Here is a 19,404-nt window from a genome sequence, read left to right as displayed (position 1 = left end):
AAGAATTCTATTAACTTATTTTGACATTTGCCTAAAATATCAACAGTCGAATTCTTCAGATGATTTATTACTTGAAGTTACCAAACTCGATCTGATACCAGATGACTTAAGTTTTTTACGCCTGTTACCCGTAGAGATGAAACTGGCCGGTACTCAGGTAATGGAAAAAATCAATGCAATTCAACCTGAATACATCATCTGTCACAGCTAGGGCTGCAATCCTTACAATTAAGTGTGGAAGCAGTTGCTAGCTGTGAAAAAATTGTTTTACAGACAGAAGTTGATTTAGAAAAATTCGTGGCGGGAGTAACTGCAATTTAGATTAGCCAACACTGCGGTAAATTTGTCTTTACTATTCAGTGTTGGACTACTTAGCCTAAAATAAACTCACGACTCCTCGTATTTTTGTTCGCGCTCCGGTTCTAAATCAAGAAAACTTGATGGGTATTCTTCTAGATTTCGTATTAATTATTAACAAACTGGCACTTTCATCAGGTTGTTAATGTCTGTATGGTGAAAGAAATATCTAAGTATATGTTGCCATTGTTACTAATTTTTCCAATAGCTCAATCAACTCCTGTGACACCACCTGAAGAAGTCATACAACCACAAGAAGTACGTCCTTTACCAGGTCAATTAGATACAGTGCCAACTTTTAACAGTAATAGTCCAGAATTGGTGTTGAAAGAAGGAATTTTACTCTCTACTTTTCCACCAAATGGCAAAAAAGTGCCAACAGCGCATTTGAATTTTCCCTTTCGAGGACGATTTGATATTTTTGTCCATCATGTTGCTAAAGCCGAACCGTCAGATAATTTGCGTAGGCCTAGCCCGTCGGAGACATCGCTCTATTTAGGGATAATTTTGCACAACCCTGGTTCAGAAGCAGTGAAGGTAAATATTTGGCAAGCAGCGAGTTATTTGAGTCAACCGGATGCACCATTTATTCAGTTACCATCTTTTAGCCAAAATCCTTTAGGGACAATTTTTGCGGGCCCGGGCGATCGCGTTATGTCTGATGTGCTTAGAGGACAGCGACAAGAGATTTTCCCTGCCCAAATTGAGATTCCAGCAAAACAGAGTCGGATGTTACTAAATTTACCAATTCCTGTGCAGGGATTGACACCACCTCTCAATGGTCGGTCTACATTGATTCGACTGCAAAGTAATGGAACTGTTTATGCAGCTAGCCTAGCGATGTTTGCACGCGTAAATCCTGATGGCAGTGAGCGATCGCCAACCTTAGAAGAGTGGCAGAATTTACTAGATAATGGCGATTTGGCTGGGCCAAGAGATAAAGCCCCCACTCCCCTAGAGGAAACTGGCAAGCCAAGAATTTATGGGCGTGTTGCTGGAGTGGCTGGCGGTTCACGCTGGAGAGCCTTATTAGTAGATAATCCTAAAGCTAGATATCTAACTATTCCCCAACCTGGTCAAGGGTTTTCCTACGCTTTGAGTACGGTGCATGGGGGAACATTAGGAACTGGTCAAATTCAAAGTGCTACTATGCTGGTGCGCTATCCTGACACCGCATATCGCGCTCATGGCAACTATGGGATTCAATATGATCTCAAGTTACCGCTATACAACAATACTCAAAGTCCTCAAACTGTGAGTGTATCCATACAAACCCCACTCAAGGAGAATCAGTTAGTCAAACCAGGGTTACGTTTTCTGAGTACACCAGCCAGGGAAGTATTTTTCCGAGGGACAGTGCGGGTACGTTACAAAGATGAGCAAAATCAGCCGCAAACTCAGTTTGTGCATTTAGTGCAAAAGAGGGGTCAACCAGGGGAACCCTTACTTTCATTAAATATGAAACCTGGCGATCGCTCTTTAGTAGAAGTAGACTTTCTCTATCCGCCGGATGCCACACCACCGCAAGTATTAACAGTCTCAACCCAAGCTCAAAGTCGGTAATCAATAAACATCTGGTGAAAAAGAATGTAGAGACGTAGCACTGCTACGTCTCTACACTGGTTCTGCATAACGCATATTTAATTTCTGGAGATGTCTAAGTAATAGATATCTTAACAATTAACTTAGCGATGGCGATCGCTGCTAAAAACCTTGCTTTAGAGGCAAAGGACTCTGAAATGGGCTATTATTAGATGGTAGACTAGGTGGAAGTGGGTTAATGCTAGGTACAGGAGTAGGCACTACTTTCTTAATGACTGTGATTGCAAATCCTCTTTGCTGGGGTTGTTGTTTATTAGATATATCATTAACTTGCAGCGAAATTTGAGGTGGGAAGGCTAGATTCACTGGAAGCTGCTTTGAACCAGCTAGTGGAACGTCATCTCCGTATGGCTGAAGTTTAACCTGAATATTTTCCCCTTCTACTCTCCAACTCAGAGTAGCAGTTGTTCCTTCTTTCAGTTCTAGATTTTGTTGTTCGCTACCATTGATTGTGAAAGAAACAATCTTAAATGGTTTAGGTAATATTTCTATTTTAGATTCAGTCTTTTTAGAACTAATCTTATCACTTCCATTGTTAGAAAAAGCTTTGATTTCAAAGCCAAATTTACCAGCTTTATATGCTGTTAGAGGAATATTTGTACATCGTAGCTGTTGGTTTTGTTGTGTACATAGCTTTTTAAGTTTAGGGTCTGTAAGATTACCTTGATTGAATTTATAAATAATTGGTTCACCATAAGATGTAGAATCATCTGCACTGCCAGCAAGTTGAACTTTTGCCAATAATAAGGGACGGGCAATTGCCCAACTTAAAAGAATATTTTGACCTTTGATATACTGTGGTTTATCTGCCTGAAAACTCAGGACTTCAGCAATTTGTTTTTCAGCTATTTCTACTTGCGTTATTTGGCTTGCCACTTGGGTCTTTGGAGAAAATATTGGTAGGCCATTCCGATAAAAAGCTTGTAATTCAAAAGTGTAATTTCCTTTGGTTTTCACTCCAGTTTTAACGTTGTTACAAATTAGCTCTTGTTTCTCTTGTACCTGACAAGGAGGTATTTCATTAGCACTTCCTTTGCCAAGTGTTTCAGGAATGCCATTCCTAAAATCGTAGGTAATAGGCTGACTTGCTTGGGAACCTTTAACTATCAGAAGCAACATTTGCAATTGTTGATAATTGTGAATGTCCCACTTTAAAGCTACCTCATCCTCTTGTTCTGTAATTCGAGGATTATTAGCACTAAAATTTTCTAATCTCAAAGGATCGGGGTTTAAAATTCGCCAAATGATCAATCCTATCCCTCCCAATAACCCCAAAACTGCCAAAATTAACAAAAGAAATTGCCACCAAGGACGGGGTTTCCATACCAAACTTCCTTGAGGTAATGTGTTAGGTAGAGGTAAATTTTGTTGGTCTTTGATGTCGAGTTGAAAGTTGACTATTAACCCTGCACCAAACCAAGGTCGTCGCCACCAAGGTCTGGGTTTGACCATCAAATTGGCTACAGCACTTCTATTAGGTAATAATCTGACTTCGGTGGGATCGAATTTGAAACTATATAGTTCTTCTTCGTCTCGACTTTTTAAGCTTAATATCAGTTCTCGGACAATATTACCCTGGTTTGCTAGTGATAATTCGTATTTGCCCAGACTCCGGCTAACTTGTCCTAAAATGGTATGAAGTTCTATATCTAGGCGATAATTTGTCGGAATTTGGATGTACACCAAATCCAGTAGTACTAAGTCGGGAGAGTTTTCTGAATACAAGCGGATTGTGGGAGAATAGCTTCCAGCGAGGGTATCCCCAGGTGGATGAAATTTCAACAATATTTGACCTTGAGTACCAGGGTTTAGTTCTAGTGCGGTCACATCAGACACCAACCCTGTTCCCTCAAATCCAGTTCCGGGATAATTGATTGTGAACCAATCTTCGTCTAAATCTGGACAACTTAGGCGAAACCTGTCTACGAGATAAGAGCGATTGTCAACTATTACCTCTACTTGCAGAGGTTCACCAGGCTTAAAAATTAGTGGCTTGTTGGGGTTTGTGTTCGGTCTAATAGAAAATGTCGGGTCGTTCACCCGAATTGCAGTCTGTTCTTGTAGGAGAACCTTAATTTGGTTGGGGAAGGTTATGGGTGTATCTTGAGGATAATGTTGAGGAGAATCTATAACTAATGTATAGTCATAGGTTCCGGGGAGAGCATTTGCAACAATTTGAAACTCAAATTTTACTTCGTCACTATTCTGTTGGGGAGCTAATGCTAAACTTTCTCTAGGAGAAGTAGACCAACCGGTTAAATTTTGAAATACTTCGTCAAAAACAAAATATAAGTCAATAACTGCGCTTTGATCTCCCTGATTGATTACAACAATATAAAGTTCAATGGTATCTCCTGGCATCCCAAATTGAATTCCAGGTGGATTGATAATAACTTGTAGTGGATTGAATTTAGCTTGCATATTATCGACTTCCTTATTTGATGCGGTGTAGTTTGACCTGAAAATCTTCACTACCACTCACAATCATGGTTCCTTGATTAGTTTTCAAGTCGATACTATTGATTTTTTTAGAGCTTTGGTAAATTGTTTTACCTTCTGCTGCTTTTGTTTTGTCGAGTTTATGTTCGGGGGTTAAGTACCAAATCACCACTCGTCCATCATCGCCACCACTTACTAAAAGACTACCATCATCACTAAATGCTAGACTACGCACAGATGTTTTTGATGCTGGCCAGCGATCTATTGGCGAACAATTTAGTTCATTGACTTTTTCCTGCGGATTAGAATTTTTGATAGTTTGACACTGATTCAAATTCCAAATCGTAATGAACCCGGCAGAATCGGAGGTTGCGAGGATTTTTTCTGTCGAGTTAGGAACAAAAGCCAATCCCCAAATATAATCTTCACGCCCAACTAATGGGTCTAGTTTTTCGAGATTTTGCACTGATAAACCTGAGAATTGTTTATCAGATTGAGTTGGGTTCCACTGCCACAAGATGAAACGTTTAAAGTTTCCGGCAATTACTAGAGTTTTTGCATCTGGACTAAGATTTAATGCCCGGACTTGGAAACCTGATAGTTTCAATGTACTTTGTACATCGATAACTTGCGGTTCTGGGAGAAAGTCGCTGTTAGGCGCTAGTCTTGACCATACTCTAACTTTACCACTGCCATAGCCACTGAATAAGTTAAGTGAGTTTGAGGTGAAAGCTAAATCAAAAACGCGATCGCCTTTTGCTTTAAAATCTTTAAGGTCTTGAAGTTGACTAATCTTTGCACCTGATGGTACATCTCTGAGTTCAATTACCCCATTATCTAGACCAACAGCAACACGATCGTTTTGTAACGGCATGAAGCGCAAGACTTCTACAGCGTCATCGGTAATCGCCATCAAACCCTTCGGCTGTTGCTGTTGATCGCAAGCAACGGGCTGCCCTGAATATGTTACTCTATCATCGGGGTCTAAGCTATCAGCACCAATTCTCCAAAGTCTTAATGTACAATCATCTGAGCCACTAACTACAGATAAACCAATGCCACTAAAACGCACTGAGTTTACAGAACGTGTATGCATGACATTTGTTGGCCTCAGTAATAATGCTAGGAGTGCGGCTAATATTGCGATCGCGGCCAGTTGCAGCCATAGAGGTATAATTGGCTGAGTCTCCACTTCTAATGTCTGCGTGGCTGGGTCTGTACTCCCTAAACGTTGGTCGGATAATTCAGATTTGGCCTCTAACAAGAGAGTTTTACCGATTCCTATCCAAGGGCGTTTTGTTTTAACATCCAGGATAATTTTACTTGTTTCTCCTAAATGGAGATTGGCAACTTCGGGAAGCTTTTTGAAACTACATTTTCGCCAGTCTCTACCCTGTACCTGGATATTAATTTCCTGGTTAAGGTTACTAGCATTTTTAAATAGTAATTCAAAGGAAGCTGTATGAGATTTCCAGTTAGGCAACCATGCTGATTTACTCGGAATTTTCAGGTGTTTTTCTGTAGTGGTAAAGTCTATAAAACCCACAGGTAAAACTTCAATTTTGCCTTCTGCGTTAGTTGGATAACCATTATTGCTAACAGCTTCAATAGTAAAAGGGTAATTTTGACTTGGCGCTTGGACTACAGAAGGAGGTTGACATTGAAATGTAGCTTCTGATAGTCCACCGGGATCTAGAGATAATCGGCGTTCTGCACTACCTGTCAGCCAAGATGGATCGATGCCTGTAAAACGTAGCACCACATCAGTTGGTTGTTGCCCCAAATTCCGCACCCGTACTGGTATATCTACAGAATTGCGGGGATAAACTTGGAACTCTCGTACAGGTAATTCTACACTTAAATGTGTTGGTCTGTTATCTCGCTCGATTTTCAGGCGCAGCACAAGTCTGCACTGTTGGGCTAATTGCGGTGAAAAAATATTCACCATCAAGTTAACAGTACCGACGAATCCGGGAATGGGTGTATTAAATATGAAGACTTGGAATATGGTACTACTGCCTGGTGGTTTCGCTGCTGCCACCTCTGGTTCGAGTCGATACCAGCGATATCCAGTGTTCCGGGTTTCTCCGGCGGCGGTAATTTCTATCTGAAAATTGACAAAGCGATCGCTGTCATTATTGACTATTACCTCAAATGATACAGGAGTATCACCTGGACGAAAGGTTAAGTTCTGAGTAGAAAGACTGGCATTAATAACACTTTTTTCCATGCTATTATTTATACTATTTTTTTTATATTTTGCATGATTAGCACCGTTAAATAATTCGTAATAGAGCCTCCGGCACGCTACGCGAACGTAATTCGTAAGTAAGCCAGTACAAATAAACCTAATTGTGTAACAGAATATAAAAACTACAAGACCTTTGCGATTGCAACTCTTGGAGACGCTCCGCGAACATTCCACTTCGTTACATTCGCAATGACATACATTGAAATTTTCACGCCGACTTACTTAATTTGTACGCAGTATTGAAACTATTGGGTTCAGGCTAAAATTCTTTGTTTTTGAACGAACCGCAGAGGCAATAGAGTTGCCAGTGCGTTGCGGTGAGGCAGTCCGGTCTTGGGGGTTTCCCCCATGAGGAACTGCTGAACCCGAAGGGGGGTTCCCCCCGTTGTAGCAACTGGCGCGACGCAGAGAGAAGAGAGAGAAGAAAAAGAAGACTATGAATTTTAGTTAAATTGGTGTTTCTTAATTTTGGATTTTAGAGATATCTAAAATCCAAAATCTATAACTCTATAGTTGACGCACTAATGGCTGACCATCTTTAACTTCACCAACTAAAACTAAATCGACACAGTTAACGAAGATGCCATTTTCTAGAACACCAGGAATGTTATTCAATGTCTTTTCTAGACCAACTGGATCTTCTATAGAGTCAAATCTGACATCTAAGACAAAGTTACCTTGGTCAGTAATCACTGGGCCAGCTTTTTTTACACCCATGCGGAGTTCTGGTTTACCACCGAGTTTTTTGATGGCATTGGTAACAGGAGTAATTGCCATTGGTATTACTTCCACTGGCACTGGGAAACTAGAACCCAAGCGGTCTACCAACTTGCCACTATCTACGACGACGATAAACTGTTCTGCCAGGTAGTCTACGACTTTTTCACGGGTATGTGCTGCACCACCGCCCTTAATTAAATTCTTCTGCGGATCGACTTCATCTGCCCCATCAATGGCAATATCAATGTGGTCAATAGCATCCAAGGTGGCGAGAGGGATACCGTACTGCTTCGCTAGCACTTCTGATTGAAACGAGGTTGGTATACCAATGATATCTTTGAGTTCGCCAGATTTGAGGCGATCGCCCAAAAACTGAATCGTATATGCTGTGGTTGACCCCGTACCCAACCCGACGATAGAACCCGATTTTACCAGCGCGGCAGCGGCTTTGCCAACTTCTTGCTTCATCAACTTTACGGGATCTGTTCCTGTCATTCCCAAAACTCCTGAAAAACTGACTATAGTCCATAGTAGTGGGCAGATAACGTCAAAACATGAAAGCTAAAAAACAAGTTTTTGCTAATTTCTATTTCCTTTATTAGGAACTTGTAAAAAATAAAACATCTTATTGTCCTGAACAGAGGAGATTGCTATGTAGAAAAATAGTATATTAATATACTAATATCATGACAAAGCGCCAGCATACCGATCTTACCTTCGAGAAACTTTTCGCTGAGATCGCCCCAGAAGTGGCAAATACCTTTACAGTGGAACAATTAGTAGCCATCAAAAGGGTTTTTACCTCTCGTACTTGGACTCGTCATTCTTTAGATATAAGAGTTTCAGTACCAATTCCCGGATTAAGGTTTTATCTGGTGTTGCTAGCAGGTTCAGAACGTCGTTCTAAAATGCGTTTACGCTCTGAAAAAGATTTATATCCTTTTTGGACTCCTGCCAATATTTTTTTCCTCATAGGATTTTTAATCATTCTATTGATTTCTAGCTACACTATATTTTCATTTGTATTATCTTCACTTACTCCCATATCTAGCTCGTATTACCCTACTTCAATTCCTTGGATTTACGATCGATCAGAATGTGAACACACCAATAGAATTTGGCATGATGCTAAGTGCTGGGATTCTGAACACAGTCCTAATTTTTAAAGCTTTACTAAGAGGCTGTTTGAAAAGTCCTCTCATTGGTATCAAAAGTTCTAGATCCTCCTAAATCCCCCGATAAATTGGGGGACTTTGATTCCGATTCCCCCTTTTTAAGGGGGGTTAGGGGGGATCAAAGTGACTTTAGTCACAGCAAAATACTTTTCAAACAACCTCTAAGGGGAGGGGATTAAGGGGTGGGGTACAATGACTGTGGGAATCATAACTAATTACCCAGACATGATATTACAGGTTATTAACGCTCTTCTATTACTCTCGTTACATAAAAATCAGAACCCTTGATTTCTAGAGCTTTGACAAATTTATGGGTAGGTTGGGTTGAGGGACGAAACCCAAGACGAAAAGTCCTTGTTTTTGTTGGGGTTTCACGAATCTTCAACCCACCCTAAGAAGCTGTAGATTGTAACTTTTCTAATCGTGCTAGCACTTCTGAACTGTGAATATTTGGGTTGACTTTCACAAAAGTCTCGCGTAAAATGCCGTAAGGATCGATGATAAAACTGTGGCGCATCGATAAGAAACCGAGCCACGAACCATAAGCTTTACTTACTGAACCATCAGTATCAGCCAGCAGGGGGAATTTTAGTCCCTCTGAATCACAAAATTTGGCGTGAGAATCAATATCATCAGCACTTACGCCAATAATTTGGGTATTTTTGTCGAGGTATTGGGGTAAGTCTTGCTGAAAACGGCGAGCCTCTATAGTACAACCAGAGGTAAAGTCTTTAGGATAAAAGTAAAGTACTAGCCACTTACCGCGTAATTCAGAGAGGGAAATTTTGCCATCACCTGTGTTAGTTGGCAAGGTAAACTCTGGTGCGGGTTGATTAATTGCAGGAAGTTTACCACCAAGAGCATCAGCAGTAGGGGTAAAATTCAGCCAGTTGATGAGAGAAATACAACCAGTAAATAATATGTTTAAAAAAGTGCGGCGAGAAATCATGGTGCAAACCAGAATCACAACTTTACACAAGTTTACAATTTTTGGTTGCTACAAATCTCATTTTCATATCATATTCGGATAAATAGTTGTCATTGCGATCGCTCCGCTCGCAATGACGTTTTATAAGCGATTAAGGGAACACGATATCACTGAGATTCGGGAGGGACATCTGTGCTTTCTATATATTGGCTATCTAGAAGAAAGGCTCCCCTAGTGAAGCGAATACCCCAATATCCACCGGGACGGCGGTCAATAACTATACCCTCTTCACCAATGTGAATAACATCGGGGGGGCGCAGCATGGGCATAGGTTCAGCAGTTTTGACGTATGGCGGTAGTGCTACAACACGGACTTTACTACCAATTGGGAATTCTTGGGGCATTTTAATCAAGCGAGGAGTTTTGATTAACTCATAACTATCTTGAAAGGTCTTTCCTGTCAATTGTAAGTCCTAGTCTACTCAACTGAAATTGTTGTATTGCAACATTAAGAGTACTCTAAGTAAAAAAGTACCCAATTGTCATTGCGAGCGTTCGCAACGACGGGTTTTGGGTCATTTATTTTTTGGAATACTCTAACTGCGGTTATCTATTTGAGCGCGTTGCAAACTTCCAGAAAAGTCAACATAAACGCTTTTCCATTCTGTGAAAACATCCAAGGCAGTAGTTCCAGCTTCGCGGTGTCCGTTACCGGTTTGTTTCACGCCACCAAAGGGCAAATGTACTTCTGCACCAATAGTCGGGCCGTTAATATAGGTAATACCTGCTTCGATGTCGCGCATGGCAGTAAAAGCGCGGTTGATATCGCGGGTGTAAACTGAAGAAGACAGACCGTAATTGCTATCGTTGAGAATTGCGATCGCTTCCTCAAAAGAACTAACCTCAATTAATGCTACTACTGGCCCAAATATCTCTTCACGGGCGACTCGCATATCAGGAGTTACATCAGCCAAAATAGTTGGTTGAAAGAAGTAACCGTTTTTCAATTCGCCTTCACTGGCAATTTCTCCACCAATTAAAACCTTTGCTCCTTCCTCACGGGCGATATCCAAATACTTGCTCACCTGTTGGAGTTGCTTTTCATTGACAATCGGGCCAATATCTGCATTAGGGTCATTACCAGCACCCAAGCGTAACTTACTGGTACGCTCATAAAGCATGGTGGTAAATTTTTCTTTGATATCACGATGCAAAATCAGGCGACTGGTAGCCGTACACCGTTGACCTGTTGTCCCAAATGCTCCCCACACTGCACCATCTAAAGCAAGTTCCAAATCGGCATCTTCCATCACCACTTGGGCATTTTTACCACCCATTTCCAAACAGACACGCTTATGAGTGCGTCCGCAAGTAGCGCCAACAAAAGCACCCGTTTCTGAAGAACCAGTAAACGATACTAAATCTACATTGGGATGTTCAACTAAAGCTTTTCCCGCCTCTTCTCCGACACCATGCACCAAGTTAATTACTCCTGGTGGTAAACCTGCTTGTTGGAAAATTTCAATCAATTTAGTTGCACAGGCTGAGGTATCTTCGGCAGGTTTGAGGATGACTGTATTGCCACACACCAAAGCTGGCATCGCTTTCCAGCAAGGAATTGCCACAGGAAAATTCCAGGGAGTAATCAAAGCACAAACTCCTATGGGCATTCGCACAGTCATCGCGAATTTATTGGACATTTCCGACGGTGTAGTTTGCCCAAATAGTCGCCGTCCTTCGCCAGCGCTGTAAAATGCACAGTCAATACCTTCTTGCACATCGCCCCTCGCTTCTGTCAGAGGTTTACCCATTTCCCGACTGATTAACTGGGCAAGTTCTTCTTTATGCTGGAGTAATATTTCCCCGACGCGAAAGATGTATTCTGCCCTAGCTGGGGCCGGGACTGTGCGCCAACTGCGATAGGCTTTCCGGGCGGCGACTACCGCTGTATCTACATCCTTGACTTGAGAACGGGGAAATGTTGCCACCACTTCGGTTTTGTCCGCAGGGTTGCGACTTTCTAGGGTTGCTTCCTCTCCAGCACTCAACCATTGGCCATCTATATAATTGCGGCAAGATAGCGGAGTTGTCATTTGGAAAATCTCCGATGATCCACTGAAACTTGTGTATTAAGTTTGCTTGCTTTCTAGGTTATCCTCAAGTTTAGGAAATTGGCGTGATAAGCAAATATCGATATAAAAATTAAGGCACTAACGCCAATACTCCTACAGGAGAACCAGAACCACCACGTAATCTTAGAGGTGCGATCGCTAGAGTAGTACCTTTGGGTGGCAACTGATCCAAATTGGTGAGATTTTCCAAGACAATTCGCGGTTTTTCTAATACCAGGCGATTAGTAGCAAAACTGTTATCCTGTCCGGGGTCTACACCATGAGTATCAATTCCTACTCCAGCAATTTGCCGCTCATTCAGTAAGAATTGAGTTGCATCGCTGCCAAAGCCTGGAAAATGGGCAATTCCTTGAGCATCATGATTGAGGAATGCACTTTTATCAAACCACTTTTTCTGCCAACCAGTGTTCAATATAACTACGCAGCCAGGAAGAATCTCACCGTATTGTTCTTCCCAAGCCACAACATCAGCGATCGTCAGGGCATAATCAGAATTCAGCGCTGTAGCTTGGCGAATATCTATGACTACCGCAGGTACAATCAGAGATTGGGCTGGGTATTCGTCGATTCCCATACTATAGCTATGAAAGCTGTTAGGGGCGTTGATATGGGTAGCGCTATGTTCCCCCAAGGAGAAACGTCGGAGATAATAGCCATCATTATTTAGTTCAGCCACAGTTTCAAATTCTACTGTGGGGTCGCCAGACCATTGAGGAATATCTATGTCAATTACATGACTTAGGTGGATAATATTTCTATAGGTGATACTATTTTGACTTTGAGGTTGTATCATCCCAGCCTTCTACTTTATTATTTGTACTCAGGGATTTTTTTCAAAGGTGTGTAGGCGCAACCCCTCATACACTTCGTCTATGTTTGGCTACACCTACGCAAAGATAGTACTACCATTTCAAAGTTTTTCAGTCAATTGAACTCAGGACTTACGCAAAATCATGAAAAAACGAACCGCAGAGGCAAGGCAGCGCGGTCTTGGGGAGCCAGTGCGGTCTTGGGGTCTCCCCAAGTGGAGCATCTGGCGTGGTTTCCCCCATGAGCGACTGCCGCGCAGAGGACACAGAGGAATAAGGGTTTGAGAGATTTTTATGTTAGGTGGTTGAGTGTTTTTTATTTGGAAGTCCCTAACATTACATCTACGTTCCGGGTTGCTTCTCTAGTGGAATCATAACGACAAATTCAGCACCTTCTCCTGGTGCTGAAATACACTGGATTTGCCCGCCGTGTTTTTTGACAACAATTTGATAGCTAATTGATAATCCCATACCAGTACCTTTACCTACAGGTTTTGTCGTGAAGAAGGGGTCAAATAAGCGTTTGCGTACTTCCTCAGTCATGCCTAGTCCATTATCGCTAATGCTAATAATTACCCGACCTTCTTTGATGAGGGTGCGAAGGCGAATTGTCGGGATGGGGCATAGGGCATCAGAGGCAGAGGGGCGGGGTGTGGGGGGCAGAGGAGAAAACTCTTCTCCCTTGCTCGCTGCTCCCTGCCCCCTTGCTTCTTCCGCGTTCCCCACTCCCTCTTCTAAAACATCGATCGCATTTGTCAGCAAATTCATAAACACCTGATTCATCTGTCCAGCGTGACAAACTACTGGTGGTAGGTTGCCGTAGTCTCGAATTACTTGGATTTCAGGATGTCCTGGTTTGGCTTTCAGACGATTTTGCAACAGCATTAAGGTGCTATCAATACCTTCATGGATATTTACTGCTTTGGTGTCGTCTTCATCAAGACGAGAAAAATTGCGTAAAGATAGGACAATCTGCCGAATGCGTTCGGCTCCTATTTTCATAGAATCAAGAATTTTGGGCAAATCTTGCTTGAGAAAGTCTAAATCAATGTTGTAAATGTATTGCTGAATCTCTGGTGTTGCTGGGCAGTGACTCTGTTGATAAAGTTCTACCAAGTTTAATAAATCCTTGGTATATTCACGGGCATGGGTAATATTGCCGTAGATAAAATTGACGGGATTATTGATTTCGTGGGCAATACCTGCAACCAATTGTCCTAGACTGGACATTTTTTCAGTTTGAATCAGTTGGGCTTGGGTTTGTTGAAGTTCTAGTAATGCTGCTTCTAGTTGCTGGGCTTTGTCTTGGGCTGTTTGGGCAGCAATGCGACTTTGGGTGTAGAGTTTGGCTTGGTCAATAGCGATCGCTAATTGAACTGTAACTGCTTGTAGTAATTCTACTTCGTTGTCCAGCCAAGGCCGGAAGCCACTACAAGAACCACAGCTAAATGCACCTATTTCGCCAGATTGGGTGTGTACTGGTAGCGACATAAAGGCAGTGAAACCAAAATCCTGCAAAAATAGCTGTGCAATGCCATCGCCCACAGTCTCAACATCATTAATGCGGATGATTTCTCTATTCAAGGTTTTGGCGGCGATGAGTTCGATTTCTCCATTCGTTGCTTCTCCATCGTTAAGCAGACAGGGTAAAGAGGAACTTTTCGCCTCATATACTCTTTCCCAGTAGGGAACCTCAGCCTCTTGCCGATACCAAAAGAAGGCGCAGCGATCAATCTGGAATAAGTTACGGATCTCCTGCACTGCGGTTTCTACAATGTAATTGAGATCCAAGGAAGCTCGAATTTGGTTAGAAAGACGATTGAGTAGTGCTTCCCTTTGGGCACTTTCTCTAAGTGCAACTTCTGCTTGTTTGCGCTTGATACCAATAGCAATTTCTTGGGCAGCGAATTCTAGGGCTTTAAAAGTTGATTCTGTCAGTGTGTGGCGAGAAAACATGGCTATCACCCCTACAGTTTCATCTTCAACAACTAGGGGATAGCCAGCAAAGGCAACCATGCCCTCTTGCTTTGCCCATTCTTTGTTACCCACGCGGGGATCTGTCTGTACAGAGTTTGTTTGGTGAGGTTTGCCCTCTTCGGCAATCAAACCAATTTTGAATTGACCCACTGGCACACATCTATGGGGCCCATTAATGTGGGTATACATCCCAGAACTGACTTGCAACTCCAATACGTTCTCTTTTTTGTTCAACGTCCAAATACGAGCAAAGGCTGCATCCAGATGTTCAACTAAAGCGTCGGTGCAGCGGCGCATCATGTTCTGTAAGCTGTCACTCTGAGTAAGGGCTGCGTCTACCTCAGCCCGAAAATTTGCTAAACGCGCCCGTTCTGTCAAGACTTCTTCTGCTTGTTTGCGGTCAGTGGTGTCATAGCAAATACCGACGAAGTTTATAACATTACCATTGGTATCTCTAATAGCAGATGAGTTGCTTGTATGCCATCGCCAAGTGCCGTTTTTGTGTTTTATCCGATATTCAATTGCGTCTTGCTTTTCGGTTGTTGTCGCAATTCTGTGGAAATAATCTGTACAGATAGGCACATCGTCGGGATGGATGAAGGGAACAAAGGATTTGCCTTCAACTTCTGCAACCTCATGTCCAAAAATTTCAGTCCAGTTAGGAGAAACGTAAGAAAATATCCCCTCAAGGGTCAGGGCAAAAATAACGTTATTGGTGTTTTCAATAATGGTGCGAAACTTGGTATCGTTTTCTATTAATGCTGCTTGTACTTTGTCGCTGGTATGGCGGATAAGAACTATGATTTGCTGGTTTGGTAATGGTAATAACCTAGTTTCAAAATTATTCTTCCCTTGTAGGAGTGGTAAGGTATATTCAAAACTGACCGAAGATTGAGTTTCCAGTACTTGAGTTATTGCTTGCTGGAAGCGATCGCTTCCAGCAGCAGGTAGGCATTCTCGCAAACTCTTACCCTGGCAATCTCCCGTTGTAATATACTGATTCTCTATCTCCCCTGGCTTGTAATCCAGAATACTTCCATCAGCGTCAATACGAAAGTATAAATCAGGAAGCACTTGTAAAAATGCTGTATGTTCTGATGTTTTTTGGCGTAACTGTGCTTCAACTGCTTGGCGTTTTGCAGTTTCGGACTGTAGTTGCTTTACTATTTTTGTTAATTCTCCCGCCTGTTTTTGTTTTGTTAATTTGCGTAGACGACGAGATGAATTTGTAGATACTGAGTAGCTTGCTTTCAGGGTAGCTCGCACTTCGGTTACATCCACACAATAACCGATGTAACCAACAAAGCTGCCATCTTCTGAAAATCGTGGCACGGCTGTATCTAAAATCCAGCGATATTCACCATCAGCCCGACGCAGACGATATTGCCTTTGAAAAGAATTATATGTCGCAAATGCTTTTAAGTATATATTTTTACATTCCCGTCTATCTTCTGGATGGACGCGACAATCCCAGATATTCCCTATCTCTTCTCCTGGCGCAGATGCAGAAGCGGTTGTTTTTAGATGTGTTCCAGTAAATTCCAACCAACTGGAATTGAAGTAACAGTAAAGTGCATTGTATCCAGCCATCCAAATCATTAGAGGAGCAGTATCTGTCTGCTGGCAAAATAGTTTTTCATCTTGTTGTATTTCTTCCTCTTTAAAATTGATTTGGTTAATGTAGCTCTGCACCTTTTTAGAAAACACCTTTGCCTTCCTGCTCTGCCTAAATTATTAAGGTAATATGTCTGAAAATAGATTTGCTAATAATAAATGGATACTATCTTCATCCTCAACTACTATTTATAGTAATACTTTATTCATTTTTACATCTGCGGAAATTCCCTTTTTAGTGTAAATATTTTGCAAAAATGCTGAAGTTATCAATAAGATTAATCTCAGCTTTTTTGGTAAAAATTTAAACCATCGGTATATCAGAAAAATTATTGGATTTTATTTCTTATTAAAATTACCTATAAATTCATCTTAGCCATATAATTGCATTACCTAAAATCTGGTTTAGCCTCAATATAACCAGGACTTACGCAAAAAATAGCCCAAACCTTTATTCTCCGGTAGGGCAATTCATGAATTGCCCCTACCGCGTATAGTTTTGCGTAAGTCCTAATAACTATATGATTTGCTATTAAGCGCTTCCGTCTTCATCAGAAATTCATAATAATCAAGAATTTCATATCAAATAAATATTGATTTTTTATCAAGAAGAATTCAGCATGAATGAAATCCTTCAAGATGCTTCATGCCAAAATCGTAAATTAGATGAGAGAAATGCTAAATGTGATATCAACACGTTGCAACAATGGCTGGCGATGTCTACGACTAGCTACGCTAACGTATTTTATATGTTATAAAGCTCACAGAAATTAATGTTAAGCGGGAACTACTCTATGGAACCAGATAAACTGGGCCGTTTTAAGGAGTACGGCGAATTCATCCTCCGAAAGATTGATTCTGTGCCCCAGCACCCTTCAAAACAAGAAGATTGGGTTCCAGCTAGTCTTGATGACTGTCTCCTGCGTTTGCGATCGGCTGCCCAGAAAACTGTAGACCTTGCAACTTCACCTGTCAAAATTGGGGTGATGGGGGAATTCAGTAGTGGAAAAACTTTACTTTTAGGCAGTCTAATTGGATATGCAGATGCTTTACCTGTCAGTGAAAACCCCACTACAGGTAATGTTACTGCCATACATATTATCCCGCAAGACGACTTTGCAACTACTCAACTAAGTAATTTTACTGTAGAATATCTTTCTCACGAAGGGGTACATGAGTGTCTACGCTTCATGCTAGGAGAAGCCCATAAACGGACGACAGCAGCAGGGCTTCCTCCGATACCAGTATCGAGACTTAACTCTGGCAAAGATATTATTGGTTGGTGTGAGGAAGCTTGGAATAGTAGTAATAATTTGGAGTTACGTTATTTACTGCGGGAGTTGGTATTATTCCTGCGGGCTTATCAAGCTTATGGGGAAGTGATGTGTGGTGGGCACTACCAGATTGATGCTATTACCGCCCGTGAAGGGCTACAGCTGGTCGAACAGCCAATGGCAATCCAAGGTCTAAAATTTGAGGATTTACCGCCAGCGCATATTCGATTACCAAGTCCACCCCAAAGACTACCAACAAAGTTATTGCAGAATAGCTTCCCACTGATCCGCCGTGTAGATATCGATGTGAAAATCTCACGGGAAATTTGGGATTTTACAGGTGGAGCTAAATTTATTCTGATTGACTTTCCAGGATTGGGGGCTGCTAATTCGGGGGCTAGGGATACCTTTTTGTCACTGCGAGAACTGGCAGAAGTGCAAACAATTTTGGTATTGCTCAATGGTAAATCTCCCGGTAGCGATCGCGCCAACAAAATTTTCACCATGATGCAGCAGCAGCGACCGGGACAAGACTTGAAAGATTTAATTCTCGTTGGTGTGGGTCGCTTCGATCAACTCCCCCTAGACAGTGAAGGTGGCGAAAGAGAACTTGACCAACTGATTGAAGATAGTCCACATTTAAAAGAGGAAACCGTTTTCCAAAAACTCAAAGTTCTGCAAACTACTATTGACGGTGCAGAAGCCTTTACAACCCAAAAAGACCGGATCGTTTTACTGTCGCCATTGTTGGGACTAGCTGAATTAGCAAAACGTTCTAGTACCGTCAAAGCGGGTTCACCAGATTTTTTGGCTAACTTAGATTATCCTGATTACCTAGATCGGTCTAAACGGCTACAAGATAAATGGGAGTTATTAAGCGAACGGCTGTTAGACACCGATCCCCGCAGTAATTTAGGCAAACAGCTAGGTTATTTTGGTCAAGATGGTGGACTTAGTAAGCTGCGGGAATTGATTCAAACTCACGTAGCAACTCACGGTTTGAAGCAACTGTATGAAGATACTCGCAGGGCGGCTGATGTAGTGAGTCAGCAACAAGACCACTTGAAAGACATCATAGATGAAATTCACGAGCAAGGTATCCCCACAGGAGACAGCCCCGCCTTTATCGAGTTGCGCTTTGTAGTCGAAAGCTTGGATAAAATCTATAGGAATTTTCAAAAAGATTTAGGGACAGAACCACTCAAAGACCGACGCGGTATTGTCGTCAGCGATGTCGTAAAAGACGAACTCACTTTTAGAATCCTCAATTGGAATCAGTGGACATTACTCTTCAACAAAGCCAACAATGGAGCGATCGCTCTGGCAGAATCTAAAGGTGCAGCTGGGAAATTATTCGATCGGGGAAACCGTGTAAATACTTCCCTGCCAACTAAGAGCGATGATTTTTATCCAGTATTTGAAAAAACCGTTCAGGAAGTAGAAGATTTTGCCCGCGATCGCATCCATCAAGCAGTGGTAGATTTGTTGAACCAATTGTCAAATTATGTAGCCCCAGAACGCGAACAATTACAGGTACTTTTCCATCCAGATATGGAACAAGAAATTGAAGAGAAATTTGGTTTTGAAGATGCCGATCTCTTTTACAAGTTATTACTCGGATGCGATCCTAACGAATGGAAGGAAGCAATCATCTCGGAAATTAATAGTAAAGATAAAAACGTTGCACCTGAAACCATCTTTCCCCTAGCGCGTCAAGACGAAAAACACAACATTGGTCAAATCTTTGACTGGGCACCAGAAAAAAGCCAGGGTTTATCTAGATCGAGCAATCACCAACTTTTAGTACTGCGACTGCGAGATGAAATCACTGCTAGCGCTAGTCTCCATCTTGTGCAGTATGTTAGTGAAGTTAATCAGCAAATTAATTCCGAATTAGAAGGCATTTTGGATCAAATTATTCCTAGTTTGCAAAACCTTTCAAAAAAAGAAACTTTGCTGAGATATTTAGCGGCTGGGGATTTGCCACCTGAAATAGCAATTCCTACTTGGTTGCAGATTCTTTCTGAAATCGCTGCTGTTTCTTACTTAGATGTTTGAGGTGAGCTAACTTAGAATGAACGAACCGCAGAGGCGCAGAGAACACGGAGTAATAAGAGTTTGAGAGG

The 19,404-nt window shown here is 41.8% G+C and carries 11 protein-coding genes; 3 read left to right on the top strand and 8 right to left on the bottom strand.

What is annotated here, in order from left to right:
- The first annotated feature begins 534 nt into the window (after positions 1-534).
- The gene (locus GTQ43_RS11085; RefSeq protein ID WP_265273737.1) at positions 535-1,920 is read left to right on the top strand and encodes a DUF3370 domain-containing protein; all 1,386 of its coding nucleotides are present in this window, start codon (positions 535-537) and stop codon (positions 1,918-1,920) included.
- 141 nt (positions 1,921-2,061) lie between these two features.
- Here GTQ43_RS11085 and GTQ43_RS11080 read toward each other — a convergent pair whose 3' ends face one another.
- The 3 genes from GTQ43_RS11080 to rpiA form a co-directional block, all read right to left on the bottom strand.
- Complete coding sequence (locus GTQ43_RS11080; protein ID WP_265272654.1) at positions 2,062-4,380, bottom strand: hypothetical protein; 2,319 nt, start codon at positions 4,378-4,380, stop codon at positions 2,062-2,064.
- A 13-nt stretch (positions 4,381-4,393) separates the two neighbouring features.
- Positions 4,394-6,628: a hypothetical protein gene (locus GTQ43_RS11075; protein ID WP_265272653.1), complete on the bottom strand. Its 2,235-nt coding sequence runs from the start codon at positions 6,626-6,628 to the stop codon at positions 4,394-4,396.
- 528 nt (positions 6,629-7,156) lie between these two features.
- On the bottom strand, positions 7,157-7,864 hold the full coding sequence (gene rpiA / locus GTQ43_RS11070) for a ribose-5-phosphate isomerase RpiA (protein WP_265272652.1): 708 nt from the start codon (positions 7,862-7,864) through the stop codon (positions 7,157-7,159).
- 191 nt (positions 7,865-8,055) lie between these two features.
- Between rpiA and GTQ43_RS11065 the strand changes: the two genes are divergently transcribed.
- Positions 8,056-8,535 (top strand): hypothetical protein, encoded by a 480-nt coding sequence (locus GTQ43_RS11065; RefSeq protein WP_265272651.1) that lies wholly within the window; start codon positions 8,056-8,058, stop codon positions 8,533-8,535.
- Between the two features lie 400 nt (positions 8,536-8,935).
- On the opposite strand, the gene GTQ43_RS11060 is transcribed toward GTQ43_RS11065, so the two are convergent.
- The 5 genes from GTQ43_RS11060 to GTQ43_RS11040 all read right to left on the bottom strand — a co-directional run bounded on the left by GTQ43_RS11060 (position 8,936) and on the right by GTQ43_RS11040 (position 16,097).
- Entirely contained in the window at positions 8,936-9,493 is a 558-nt protein-coding gene (locus GTQ43_RS11060) for a peroxiredoxin (RefSeq protein ID WP_265272650.1), read from the bottom strand.
- Between the two features lie 146 nt (positions 9,494-9,639).
- Positions 9,640-9,876: a regulatory protein SipA gene (gene sipA, locus GTQ43_RS11055; protein ID WP_265273736.1), complete on the bottom strand. Its 237-nt coding sequence runs from the start codon at positions 9,874-9,876 to the stop codon at positions 9,640-9,642.
- Between the two features lie 192 nt (positions 9,877-10,068).
- Positions 10,069-11,565, bottom strand: a complete 1,497-nt coding sequence (locus GTQ43_RS11050; RefSeq protein ID WP_265272649.1) for an aldehyde dehydrogenase family protein — start codon at positions 11,563-11,565, stop codon at positions 10,069-10,071.
- Between the two features lie 109 nt (positions 11,566-11,674).
- The gene (locus GTQ43_RS11045) at positions 11,675-12,397 is read right to left on the bottom strand and encodes a cyclase family protein (protein WP_265272648.1); all 723 of its coding nucleotides are present in this window, start codon (positions 12,395-12,397) and stop codon (positions 11,675-11,677) included.
- 358 nt (positions 12,398-12,755) lie between these two features.
- Positions 12,756-16,097: a PAS domain-containing protein gene (locus tag GTQ43_RS11040; RefSeq protein ID WP_265272647.1), complete on the bottom strand. Its 3,342-nt coding sequence runs from the start codon at positions 16,095-16,097 to the stop codon at positions 12,756-12,758.
- A gap of 701 nt (positions 16,098-16,798) precedes the next feature.
- Here GTQ43_RS11040 and GTQ43_RS11035 point away from each other — a divergent pair.
- A complete protein-coding gene (locus tag GTQ43_RS11035; protein ID WP_265272646.1) occupies positions 16,799-19,336 on the top strand; it encodes a dynamin family protein in 2,538 nt (845 codons plus the stop codon).
- The last annotated feature ends 68 nt before the right edge of the window (positions 19,337-19,404 follow it).

The organism is Nostoc sp. KVJ3 (assembly GCF_026127265.1).
Lineage (GTDB): Bacteria > Cyanobacteriota > Cyanobacteriia > Cyanobacteriales > Nostocaceae > Nostoc.
The sequence above is the reverse complement of the archived record's forward strand: the minus strand, read 5'-3'. Positions and strand labels throughout refer to the sequence as shown.